At 36.2% G+C, this 12,607-nt stretch carries 9 protein-coding genes; all 9 read right to left on the bottom strand.

Annotation, left to right across the window (positions count from 1 at the left end; translation table 11 throughout):
* The 9 genes from C8E03_RS01515 to C8E03_RS01475 all read right to left on the bottom strand — a co-directional run bounded on the left by C8E03_RS01515 (position 1) and on the right by C8E03_RS01475 (position 12,515).
* Positions 1-837 (bottom strand): class II fructose-bisphosphate aldolase, encoded by an 837-nt coding sequence (locus tag C8E03_RS01515; RefSeq protein WP_094379776.1) that lies wholly within the window; start codon positions 835-837, stop codon positions 1-3.
* Positions 838-848: 11 nt separating this feature from the next.
* Positions 849-1,892, bottom strand: a complete 1,044-nt coding sequence (locus tag C8E03_RS01510; RefSeq protein ID WP_110290093.1) for an NAD(P)-dependent alcohol dehydrogenase — start codon at positions 1,890-1,892, stop codon at positions 849-851.
* Between the two features lie 26 nt (positions 1,893-1,918).
* Positions 1,919-3,292 (bottom strand): MFS transporter, encoded by a 1,374-nt coding sequence (locus C8E03_RS01505; protein WP_094379773.1) that lies wholly within the window; start codon positions 3,290-3,292, stop codon positions 1,919-1,921.
* A 138-nt stretch (positions 3,293-3,430) separates the two neighbouring features.
* On the bottom strand, positions 3,431-4,504 hold the full coding sequence (locus tag C8E03_RS01500; protein WP_110290092.1) for a zinc-binding dehydrogenase: 1,074 nt from the start codon (positions 4,502-4,504) through the stop codon (positions 3,431-3,433).
* A 419-nt stretch (positions 4,505-4,923) separates the two neighbouring features.
* Positions 4,924-6,990 (bottom strand): beta-glucosidase, encoded by a 2,067-nt coding sequence (locus tag C8E03_RS01495; RefSeq protein WP_110290091.1) that lies wholly within the window; start codon positions 6,988-6,990, stop codon positions 4,924-4,926.
* A gap of 161 nt (positions 6,991-7,151) precedes the next feature.
* Positions 7,152-8,090 carry a hypothetical protein gene (locus C8E03_RS01490; protein ID WP_110290090.1) on the bottom strand — a complete coding sequence of 313 codons (939 nt, stop codon included), beginning with the start codon at positions 8,088-8,090 and terminating at the stop codon, positions 7,152-7,154.
* A gap of 28 nt (positions 8,091-8,118) precedes the next feature.
* Positions 8,119-9,129 carry a nucleoside hydrolase gene (locus C8E03_RS01485; protein WP_110290089.1) on the bottom strand — a complete coding sequence of 337 codons (1,011 nt, stop codon included), beginning with the start codon at positions 9,127-9,129 and terminating at the stop codon, positions 8,119-8,121.
* Complete coding sequence (locus C8E03_RS01480; protein ID WP_094379763.1) at positions 9,116-10,909, bottom strand: sensor histidine kinase; 1,794 nt, start codon at positions 10,907-10,909, stop codon at positions 9,116-9,118. The genes C8E03_RS01485 and C8E03_RS01480 overlap by 14 nt, the downstream gene beginning before the upstream one ends.
* The gene (locus tag C8E03_RS01475) at positions 10,893-12,515 is read right to left on the bottom strand and encodes a response regulator transcription factor (RefSeq protein ID WP_110290088.1); all 1,623 of its coding nucleotides are present in this window, start codon (positions 12,513-12,515) and stop codon (positions 10,893-10,895) included. Before C8E03_RS01475 ends, C8E03_RS01480 begins: the two co-directional genes overlap by 17 nt.
* Between the last annotated feature and the right edge of the window lie 92 nt (positions 12,516-12,607).

The raw sequence follows: 12,607 nt of genomic DNA, 5'->3' as shown, positions 1-12,607 counted from the left end.
CTATTCCGCCCTTCCTTTTGTACCAAATAGCTCAATCTTTTCTAATGCACGCTCTTTTACGGCACTTCTTACTTTACGTTCAATTTCTAAAAAGCTGTCATTTGTATTTGCCTGTATAGCGTCCATTGCAGCTAGGCATAACTCGGTATGTATATTAATCTTGGCAATTCCTAAGGAAATTGCTCTTTTTATGTCAGCGTCACTGATTCCGGATGCCCCATGTAACACCAAAGGTACATTTACGGCAGCTCTTACTTTTTCTATTACTTCAAAATTTAATTTCGGTTCTGACGTATACACTCCATGTTGGTTTCCGATTGCCACAGCAAGCGAATCACAGCCGGTTCTTTGCACAAATTCTGCTGCCTGATCTGGATTGGTATACTGATAAGAGGCTAATGCTTCTTCATACACGGTTTCATTTCCCACATGTCCGAGCTCTGCTTCTACAGGTATTCCCAAAGGATGGAAATAATCTACTACTTCCTTTGTTAATTTTATATTTTCTTCAAATTCGAAAGCAGAGGCATCTCTCATCACAGAATTCATTTCATGATTGTATGCATTTTGTACAATTTCCATACTACGTCCATGATCCCAGTGCAAAATAACGGGTACCGATGCTTTTTTTGCCATGGATACCATCATATGACTGAAATCTTCAAAGGAAGTATTACCTACAAATCCGGTACCAAAAGAAATAATGACCGGCGCCTTTGCTTCCTCCGCTGCATCGATTACTCCCATCAGCATTTCTGCATTCCACACATTAAAGTGTGGAATTGCATAATGACCTAAAAGCGCTTTGTTTTCCCAGTATTTGATATTTCCTAACATATTTTATTCTCCTATTTTTTCATTTTGATGACACTTTTGATTATGTCTTTCTTACAGTTTACTGATTCTTCGAAGGCCTTTTGTACATCCTTATAGTTATAAATATGGGTAACCATTGATTTTACGTCAAAGCCTCCTTTTGAAATAGCTTGAATCGTAGTGGGATAATCATTGGCATAGCGAAAAACAGTTTGAATAACAACTTCACGATTAATTTTTAGGAAATCAATTGGTGTCTCTCCCGGTATTGTTCCTACAATCATAATCTTACCACCTCGCATCACCAGCAGAGGAGTTTGCCTTGCAGTTACTTGTGATCCTGCTGTCTCAAATACAATATCTGCACCTAAACTTCCAAGTACTTCTTTGCACCTTGCAACAGTATCCTCTTCAATACCGTTGATTACCTCCATTGCACCAAGCTTTTTTGCTAATTCCAAACGTTTTTCTAATACATCAACAACAACTATTTCTGTTGCACCCATTGTTTTACACGCCTGCAAAGTCATAAGTCCAATACAACCTGCTCCTAAAATAACTATTTTTTTCCCAGGTGTTACTTCTGCCTTGGCTGCAGCATGCATCCCAACAGCGGCTGGTTCTACTAGTGCACCTTCCATCATACTCATATTATCTGGTAATTTATAAGTAAAGCTCTCTGGATGAGTGAGATAATTGGTCAGAGTGCCTCGATAGTTTGGCTGTGTTGCCATAAAATCTACATCTGGACAAATATTATATTTTCCTTCCAAACAAAATCTGCATTTTCCACAAGGTACACCGGGTTCAATATTGACACGGTCTCCTATTTTAAATTTTTTAACTTTCGCTCCCAATCCTACTACCGTACCTGAACATTCGTGGCCTAAGCCAATTTCCTGATTCGGATCGGATGGAGGAATAAATGGTCCTGATTCAAAACCATGTACATCTGATCCACAAATACCGACATACTCAACTTTTATCAATACTTCATCCTCATTTGGCATAGGCACTCTTGCTGGTTTTATTTCCATTGTGCCCGGAACTACTAAAATTGCCTTTGTATTATCCATTTTTTCCTCTCCTTTTTACTTTATCTTTAAGCTGCTTCTGAACCAATTTCTTCTACAGATGCCCCCTTAGTCTCAACGCCTATAAAGAGGATAACAACTGCAACAATTATAGCTACACTGCCAAGCAGTACAAACACCCCGGTAACTCCTTTTGTGTCTAATAAGTTAGCAACTGCATAAGGAGCAATAATTCCACTGATACGTCCTACTGCATTTGCAACTCCAGAGCCTCGAAGCTTCGCTTCTGTTGGCCATATTTCAGGAACATACACTGCTGAAGCATAGCAAACATACATATATACAAATGTAATAAGAAAAAAACCGATTAGGGTAAGCATACTCATACTGGTTTGCAAGGAATAGATGTAACCGAGTCCTGCTATCAAAAGTAACAACCCTGGTCCCATTACCTTACGTGGAATCTTATCCATAATCAGCATTGCAATAAAAATACCAAATGGGGCACCAAACATACTCATTGTATTTAAAACAATGGAATCTTTTAAATTAATTCCTTGAGAAAGAAAAATAGTTGGAAGCCAGTTAATCAAGGTATATTGAACCACATTCATTGCAATTAGTACAAAAGAACCTAAAATAACCCTTTTTAATAAAGCTCCTTGAAACAAATGAGAAAATGGAATTACTTTTTCTTCTTTTTTCTCTGTTGCCAAAGTGATGGTTTCTAATTCTTTTCCTGTTTTACTCTGAATAGACTGTTCAATTGCAGTCATAATCTTATCTGCTTCTTCGTATCTACCTTGTGCCTCTAGCCATCTTGGTGATTCGGGAAATTTCTTTAATGCAATCAAGGTAGCAATCAGTGACAAGACGGATGGTACTACAAACTGCACTCTCCAATTCATAGCAGCAGCAATTGCGGGAGTAATAGCCATTGCAATGATAGAACAAATAGGATAGGACCAGTTTCCTATAAAGGAAACTCTGCTTGACCAAGTACCACGATTACGCCCAGGCATGTATTCTGTAAATCCTGCAAATAATGTTACTAATAAAGCTCCAAGCCCAAATCCCATTACAAAACGGCAAACAATTAAAAATGACATATTAGGTGAACATGCACCTACAAGCATTGCAATAATATGTATGGTTTCAAATAATAAAAAACCTCTTTTACGTCCGATTTTATCGCCTACAATTCCGCCAATGAGTGCTCCAAAGAACATTCCAGTAGTTGTTAAGGATACAAACGTTGCACTAATGTTATTATCTGCCCATCCGATTTCCTTTAATTGAGCTAAAACTAATCCTCCGATTGCATTACTCCAACACACCAATAAACTAAATGCAACCATTCCAAACATAGACCAATGCCATTTGCTGTTTGGCAGACGATCCAGTCTTGCCCCACAATTTGGTTTTTGAACAGTATTACTCATAAAATAACCCTCCTAAAATAGTTTAGTTTTTGTCTCTACACATACTATAATAAAGCTTATTTCCTTTTCCATTTAAAAGATTTCAACACCCTAAAGAGAGATAGCAATTATTTTCTTAGCAATCGCAATTGTAATCAGCTAATCACAGTCATAATGCATAATTACCTTAATGGCTTCTTTATTTGCCATCGCTTCAAACCCTTTTTCCCACTCAGATAACCCTATTCTATGAGTAATCATTGGCTTTACCTGAATGGCTCCTGATTCTAATAAGCGTAAGGCATTTCTCCAGGATGTTGTATCATATCCCATATGACCTATGATATTAATTGCATTGACGGTTATATCATTGATGGAATATTCCAGTGGTTTAAAGCCCATGCCTACACGTACCACCTCACCATTCGGTCTTAACATGGCAATTGCTTGCTGCAATGCAATATTGGCTCCTGAACACTCTACTACCAAACCCAAATTATCTCTTCCGCAGATATCTCTGCATCTTGACACAACATCTTCCTTAGTGGCGTTTACAACATGAGTTGCTCCTAATTCTTTGGCAATACCAAATCGAACCTTGGTATCTTCCTCTAATCCAACCATAACAATATTGACAGCACCCATAATTTTGGCAATCTGCAAAGAAAACAATCCTAAGGGACCGGTTCCGAAAACAACAACATCCTGCCCCGGCAATAATTTGGATCTTTGTGCAATTGCTTTGTAAGCATTACAAATGGGATCCATTACGGCTGCCTCTTCATAAGTAATATTTGATGGAATTTCCCAAATTGCATGTTTGTGAATTCGAAGTATTTCGCCAGGTATGATACAATATTTGGTAAATCCTCCTCCCCATCTGTTATTATCCAAGCCTAAGTTAACCTTTTCCGGACAGGTTATAAAATCTCCTGTTTCACAAGATGGGCAAACACCGCATACATGACCAGTATTATCTGATACTATTCTCTGTCCAACGTGCCAATTCTTTACATCTTTTCCAATTTTAACAATTTCACCGGCAAATTCATGTCCACGAATAGAATTAAATTTGTCCGAACCGTTCTCCACTTTGTAGTGTTTCATATCTGCTCCACATATGGCCGCTGCTTTGATTTCAACAATAATATCTTCATCTTTGCACACCGGCTCTGGAACATCAATAAAGCGGTAACCTCCAAATGCTTTCCCATATCTAACTAATGCTTTCACTCAAAATCCTCCTTTGAAATAAACATAATTTATTTGTTATCAACATAATACTACCGATATAAAGAAAAGTCAACTTATTTATTGTTTGTTTTAAAGATTAAATGTTGTTTTTAAACATTTTTATCATTACATATTTTATCAATGTAAGCTACTATTTTTTTGAAACAGATAAAACGGATAATGATAAGCAATAGGTGTTATAAAAGTAAACCTCTTATTGAGGATTGTACCCAATATTTTTTTAAATATAAAATTAATCCCGAAAGCAATTCTATTCTATTTTTAGAAATGCTTTCGGGATTGATTTTATATAACATGTATCGTTATTCTATTTTTTTGTTCCACTTACTGCAAGGAATGCCAGTATAACTTAGTTACAATAATGCAATACCTTGTTTTATCTGTCTATATTATTCATATTACAGACTGAATACACCACTTCTTAAATCTTTGTTTGCAGAGCTGGTTCCAATATAGATTTCATATTCCATATGTTCTAATTCCATTGATTTTGTCTCTTCATTATACCAGCATAATTGCTCGATGGGACAGGATATTGAAACTTGTTTGATTTCCTTTGGATCTAAGCGGACACGCTGAAAGCCTCTTAATATTTTTACAGGTCTGTCTACGTTAGAATTCTTAAATCCAACATACATTTGAATAACCTCAGTACCGGCTCTGTCTCCTGTATTGATTACTTCACAAGTGGCTGTAATAGTTTGAGCATCTGCCATAAACGAAGGATGTCTCACTGCAAAGGTTGTATAGGATAATCCAAAACCATACGGTACGCAAGGCTGAATCCCTTCCTTTTCTAATTTGGTATAACCATGATAATAGTCATACCATTGTGTCTGTGTATCCCAATCTACATGAGGCAAATCAGTTTCTTTAAATGGAATAACAAAAGGAAGCTTTCCACTAGGGTTAACATCACCAAACAAAATTTCTGCAATGGCTGTTCCGCCCTCCATTCCCGCATAATATGCCATAATAATAGCACTTATGCTATCTTTCCATTCCTCCATCATAATCATGTTGCCTCCGATTAAAACTGCAACAGAATTTTTATTTACAGGTCCTACTTCATTGATTAAGGTAATCTCGTCTTGATGAAGCCCAAGAGAGTCTTTTCTGTCTCCCCCGATCGCACCTGTGTAGGAGTCATCTTGATCTTCCGAAATAAATTCCCCCTCGTCATCATGATCATAACCAACTACAAAAATAACTGCATCTGCTTTAGCAGCCAATTTTTTAGCATGTTCTAAATCTTCACCGTTGTAATAAATGACATCTGTTTTAGGACTTATATTTGCAATTCCTTGTATCGGAGTGACGATGTAGGCCGGATGCACCTGACTTGAGCCATGATCTCCGATTACTTCCTTTTCTCCCAGCTTTCCAAGTACAACGATTCTATTTGTATTGTTCTTGACCAGTGGAAGTACTTGATTTTCATTTTTTATCAGGGTAATTCCTTCTCTGGCGGCTTGAAGTGCCAGTGCTATGTGTTCTTTGCATCCAATGACACTTTCATTCGGTTTATTCTCACGAGCCTCTTCAAAGCATAGCAGGGTACGGATAATTCTTAGTGCTGCATCGTTAATTTTGGATTCTGAAACCTTACCTTCTTTTACCGCATTTACAAGCTTTTCTCCAAAAAACTCTGTACAGCACATTTCCATATTCTGACCGCCGTTGGCTGCCTCTACTGTATCCTTTACGCCCCATATAAAATCACTCATGATGAAGCCGTCAAAATCCCATTCCTCTTTTAATACCTGATTTAATAAATAATCATGATGTCCGCATTGTATTCCCTGATATAGGTTGTAGGAGCTCATAACTGAGGCGGCTCCTTCATCAATACAGCGTTTGAAATGAGGAAGAAATACTTCTCGCTCTGTTCGCTTGTCACAGTCAACACTAACTTTAAAGCGTGAAATTTCCATTTGGTTAAAGGCATAATGCTTAATGCATGCAATGATATTTTCATCTTGCACACCTCTTAGCAGAGCACTTCCCATTTCTCCTAAATGAAAGGATTCTTCTCCGTATGTTTCCTGACTTCTGCCCCACCCTGAATTATAAGGAAGATTAATACAAACACCTGCAAACAGGTTTCCTCCAAATGCACGTATTTCTTTTCCTATGGCGTGGCCGATTTGCTCCTCTAATTCGGTATCAAAGGTTGCTCCTCTTAACATGGATACCGGAAAACAGGTACTTTTTCCTGTTCCGCAAACCACACCTCTTGGACCGTCGCAAAAAAGCATTGGTGGCACGCCTGCCTTTTCAATTCCACCTGCCGAATACGGTATGTAATTATAATGGTTATTTGCATCTGCTGTTAAGTCGGCCATCATTTCCTTAAGCGATACATTTCCTCCCATCAAAGATACTTTTTCTTCCAGTGTTAATGAACTTACTATTCTTTGTGCCCGCTTGGTATAAGTTAAGCGATGATTTTTAGTACACTTCATAATATCCTCTCCTTTAAATAATTTGTTTCATAATGTATATAGTAATTATATGATTCTTATTTTATTAAATATATACAATTGATTAAGAGGAAGCAAAATGAAGCTAAAAAGTTTTAAATACAAGGATAATTATGTAATTAATGATTAAATGGTTAAAAAAGTTACTCTAATCTGTTATATTTTTTTAATACTCGTAATGTATCAACTATACTATAAATTGGCCACCAAAGTTCACCTAGAGAAGCTATCTCGTTGATTTTTTGTTCCGGATTATCACATTTTAATCCGTGTTCGGACCAAATTCCGTTTACTATCTGATCAACCATTGTATCAAGCTCATGTGAATCTATTTTATCTTCATTTTCGATTCTTTTTTTGCAATTTTCGTATACGTCTTGATTGGCAGTTGGTTTCATAATATTCAATAGCTCTGTAAAAAGCTGTACACATTCGTCGTTGCTTTTTAGGTTATATTTTTGTAGACATCTTATAAATTCAATCCAATCGTTTGTTTCTATTGTTTGCTCGATATCACTTTTGGCAAATGTAAAGAAATTAGAAAGCTTTGACATAAAAGATAGTCGGTAATCAATTATATTGTATACGTTATTATAAATTTTTGAGTTCTTATCAAAGTAGTTAAGAACAAACTTTATAAAATTGGCATTCGTATAATTTTCAGGAGGCCAATCTTCTGGAAACCATGGTGCATTTGGAAAGAGATACCAAGGTTGAACCGGATATTCATTGTTGGTGGGTATCGACCATAAGCATCCATGCTCTGTCCAAACTTCTCCTCTCTCAAAATATTTCATCATACCCTTGATAATAGGATTTTCTTTGTCATCACAACCAATTTCTTTTAGTATATCCCATGCAATAAAGGTACATACAGGTGTTGAATTCGGATTCCAGCAATCGATTTCAAGAGCGTGTCCAAACCCTCCATCTTTGTTTTGATAAAACAAAAGTGCTTCTAACACATCCTCCTTGCTTCCATTTTCAAAATGATAGCGCCATCTTGTTATATCAAGATGCTTGGCATATCGATAAACCCAACTGCGTACACGCTGATAGTCCTGTACAGTTAATACTTTCATTTCGTATCCCCCTATTCATTTATGCAGTTTATTTTGATAATTTGTAAAACAGATCTCCAAATACACAATCACGCTTGATATAGGTACAAACTCTCATTGGATGACGATTTTCATCAAATTTCCAATGTGCATCGTCTGTAATAATCGGCGTTGTTGTCATGACTGAATGTACCCAATTGGGATTTACTACATATCCTACCGTTGCAATATCCCATATTATTTTTGAATATGCATATTTTTCTACGCTGTAATCATTGATACCGCATAAGTCATCCGGATAATCTGCTGTCCCCTCCAGATACTGATCTACAATACTATTATACTCCTTGAAAAATGATTCGTCTTTCGCGAAGTTACATACCGTGTCTGCAAGGTAGGTACCAATTACACTTTTTCCCTTTAAATAATGGTTTAATTCATAATCTGTAGTCATTAATCCGCTGGCAACACCCATACATGGTATTTGTATGAGCGCTACACCACTGTCGAATATTACCTGAGCTGCTTTGATATCGCCTTTTAAATTAAATTCCCAGGTATGTTTCCAAAAATGTGGATGCCCTCCAAGCCATACAACAACCATGTTATTTATGATAGACGGATCAATTAAAATAGCGCTGGCGACATTTGTAATTGCAGCAATAGCAAGTACATATAAAGGTTTGGAACTACTCTTTACTCGTTTTATCAAATCAAGAGCAGCCTCTGAAATGACCGGTGTTTCTTTGTCGGTTAAAAAGCAATCACTTCCATGAAATACTTTACCGTCAGAAGCCTCGTTGGTCAGTTGATATATCTTTAATATTTCATCATAGCTTTTCTCCATCCCTTCCTTTGGACTTTTAACACGTCCGTTAAAAAATGGAGCAGCATATACTGCTTCTACCTCAAGCTTTTCAACTGAGCGTAGGGCATAGGCAAGTGCAAACTGGTCATCTGCTTCGTTATAGGTGTCCGTATCTAATACCATCCTCAGCTTTTTCTGAGGCGGATTTAATAGCTCGATTCTTTTTTCATCATTTAATTTAGGATATATCATCTATGTTTCCTCCATTTTCTCTTATAACAGGTAATTTAATAATAACCTCTGTTCCTTCCCCTTCTTTTGACTGAATGATAAAAGAACAGTTTTCACCATAAATATACCTAATTCTTCCTTTGATATTTCGTATTCCAATATGTTCCCCACGTATTTTTGAAACAGATTGCTCCTCTAGTTTTTCAAGCATCTGTTCCGACATACCAATTCCGTTATCTTTCACAGAGATAAGAATGTCCGTATTGGCCTGTATTGCATTAATTGTAATACAGCCTCCAATCGTTTCTCCATCCTCGTCTTTATTGCATAATACCCCGTGAAACAATGCATTTTCAACCAAGGGCTGCAATACATTTTTGGCTACATAGAAAGTTTTTACCTCATCTTGAATATTGATTTGCGCTTTAAAGGTATCTGCATACCTGTAATTTTGAATAATTAAATATTGCTCTACTACCTTAATCTCTTGTTCCAGTGTATCAAATACATTTTTTATATCAACTCTGAGCCGATCCTTTAGAATTTCTATCATAGCTTTATTCACAGCGATTACATCCTCGCTTCTTTCTTTTTGAGCCAGATAGGTAATGGTATTCATGGTATTATAAATAAAATGTGGATCTACCTGTGAAATCATTAGGCTATAGCGCATTTTTTGCTCCCGTTTTTCCTGTTCCAGCATTTTATCAATATTTTCCTGCAACTTCTTTGCCATAATATTAAAGGCTCTGCCAACCTCTGCGATTTCATCTTCCGATTTGACTACCACCCTTGCTTTAAGATTTCCCCTTGCTATTTCTCCCATTTGCTCTGATACTTTGCTTAATGGTCTTGTAAATTTCTGAACAAGAGGAATCATGATAAGAACGACACAGATTCCAAATACTGCAACTAAAATTTGATCAAGAAGAATCAATGAGCTGTTGTTTTTAAGAATATCTGCTCTGGTAAGCCGACAAACAAGCTTCCATTCACCATAGTCTGAATATCGGACGGTAGTGATTGCATCTTTCTCTTTAAAAAAGCCTTCTTTATAGGATTTTCCATAGGTAAGATGGCTCAACGCTTTCGTAATGTCTATTTTGGAGTTTTCTACACTTGGCTTGATTGCCTCATTTTGATTATCCAGTAGCAGGTAATCATGACTGTAGTCTTTCATATTTTCTGCAATATATATAATCTGGTCAAAGGATGCAATAACGGTTACACTTCCTTGCATTTGATTTACACTGTATGGGCTGATAAAGCCATAAGCCATATTGAATTTGTTTCCAAATACAGTCGTAGAATCACCGTCATAGGTAAATGGATCGATAAATTTTCCCGTTGTGTTGTCCAGACTGATTGTTGGAATTGTATTCTGTACATAATTTTTTAAACTGGAGGAGAGTCCTACGGTTGTAAAATGAAGCTCTTTTTTTGAATTTTGAACATTAACGTAAATACCCAAAACTGCGTATGATTGTATTTTATCCCTGATGCCAAGTCCTGATAAATAGAGTCTTATTTTGGATTCGTTTGCATTAGTTGGCTCCTTATTATATGTTTCTATCAAAACATTTAGCATTTCATCGTTTGCGACAACTAATGTAAAACGCTCCAGTTCCTCGAAGTACTGATCAATACGCGTCATGATTTGTTCGTTTAGCGTCATGGCGTTTTCACAGTCTGTTTTGCTTACCGTCATATATACTATTTTAGAAAGTACAGTGTTCAGTGTAATAAACATAGTCAGAAAAACAATGATTTGGGAAATCAGCAATTTATTTTTCAGTTTCATGCAACAATCCTTCTTTATCCATATGGTTTTTACGATAGCGGTTTGGAGTGACACCAACAAAATCCTTGAAAATTTTGCTAAAATACTGGCTTGATGTAAAGCCTACCTGTTCAGAAACCTCATAAACCATATAGTCTTTTTCATCAAGCATTTTTTTCGCATGCTCAATACGTACATTGTTTATAAAATCGCTGACACCGATGCCTACCTCCTCTTTAAATTTCGTTGAAAGCCATGAAGTACTGATATTGATGTTGCCTGCCACAACTGCTGAGGTAAGCTGTGGATCACAATATTTCTCCCGTATACATCGGATTGCACTTGATATAACACTTGAATAAGCTATGGTTTCACTTTCACTGATGATATACCATATCTCCTCTAGCTTAAAGGTAATAAAATCAACCAGATCATTAGGATTCCTAAAATCATATAAGGCACTATTTTCTATCAGCGAAAATTTTCTGCCGCTTTTCGCACCTGAGAGTGCGCCCTCAAAAAAACTGATTGCCTCAAACATGTTCTTGATATACCACAGATAGGAAAAATAAGACTCTTCTGTCACGGCCTTTTTGATTATTTGCATACATTGTTCAATATTTTCTTTCTTTTTTTGCTTAATCATCTGATAGATTTCTTCTGAGGTAATTGATTTTGGTTCTTTCATCTGCTGCTCATTATTTTTAAACTCATTAAATTCCATAATTTGAGCACGCTTTTTTAAATATCGTTGTGATAATTCATTTTTGTTTTCGTGATAAAATCGTCCGAATTGCCTTAAGGACATTTTTTTATTGTAATAATAGATATCAAACTGATGCTCCTGCTCTTGATTCATTTTGCTAAATATCTTTCGGGAAAATTCATACAGTTTTTCAGTAACATCCATTTGAGAAATCATACTGGAATCAACATTCAATACTGCCACATATTCATTTTTATTGATTGCAACAATGGCAGCCGTTTGTATCTGGCTATCTTCCTGAAAGCTATGACATGCATTGCTGAATTCAAATTCAAAGGAGGGGGCTGGCAGACCCGATTGTCCAAAATATTTATCCAAAAACCTTGGTGGAATTTTTTGAGCCAATATAATATAAAAATATTTCTTGTGAATACGGATATAATCGTTTTCATCTAATATAAGCTTATAATGTTCTTCTGGTGTATTTTTATTAAACAGTTCCTCCATTATAATTCCTGTTGTATATTGGCTTTTTGCCTTTTCCTTATCAATTTCCTCCTTAAGGTTCAAAATCTTTTTCAGAAAGGTTTCTTCCTGCAAATCACTTTTCAACAGATAATCATCAATATCCAAGCGAATTGCCTGTTTTACATAATCAAAATTTTTGTATGCCGATAAAAAAAGGATATGCGATTTTCCACCATAATCTCTGATTTCATTTACTAATTCCAAGCCATTCATTCCAGGCATCTTTACATCAGAAATAACAAGCTCAGGCTTATACTTTTTATATAGCTGCAATGCCTGTTCTGAATCTGTTGTTACCCCAATTAGCTGAAAACCATAATACTCCCAGCTTATAATGTTTTCTAAGTACTCTAATGCCAGACGTTCATCATCAACTAACAAGACTTTTATCATAGTATTCACCCCGAATATTTTCTAAAGATAAGTATATAACGGCACCCGAAGCCATGCAAGAGTATATCCTGTATTCTATGACTTTGGGTGCC

Source organism: Lachnotalea glycerini (assembly GCF_003201285.1).
GTDB lineage: Bacteria > Bacillota > Clostridia > Lachnospirales > Lachnospiraceae > Lachnotalea > Lachnotalea glycerini.
This window is presented reverse-complemented; position numbering and strand designations above follow the sequence as displayed.

Excerpts from the sequence above, each read along its gene's own strand:
- C8E03_RS01475 (WP_110290088.1), bottom strand. The coding sequence starts at position 12,515 with ATGATAAAAGTCTTGTTAGTTGATGATGAACGTCTGGCATTAGAGTAC.
- C8E03_RS01505 (WP_094379773.1), bottom strand. The coding sequence starts at position 3,292 with ATGAGTAATACTGTTCAAAAACCAAATTGTGGGGCAAGACTGGATCGT.
- C8E03_RS01490 (WP_110290090.1), bottom strand. The coding sequence starts at position 8,090 with ATGAAAGTATTAACTGTACAGGACTATCAGCGTGTACGCAGTTGGGTT.
- C8E03_RS01515 (WP_094379776.1), bottom strand. The coding sequence starts at position 837 with ATGTTAGGAAATATCAAATACTGGGAAAACAAAGCGCTTTTAGGTCAT.
- C8E03_RS01485 (WP_110290089.1), bottom strand. The coding sequence starts at position 9,129 with ATGATATATCCTAAATTAAATGATGAAAAAAGAATCGAGCTATTAAAT.
- C8E03_RS01510 (WP_110290093.1), bottom strand. The coding sequence starts at position 1,892 with ATGGATAATACAAAGGCAATTTTAGTAGTTCCGGGCACAATGGAAATA.
- C8E03_RS01480 (WP_094379763.1), bottom strand. The coding sequence starts at position 10,909 with ATGAAACTGAAAAATAAATTGCTGATTTCCCAAATCATTGTTTTTCTG.
- C8E03_RS01495 (WP_110290091.1), bottom strand. The coding sequence starts at position 6,990 with ATGAAGTGTACTAAAAATCATCGCTTAACTTATACCAAGCGGGCACAA.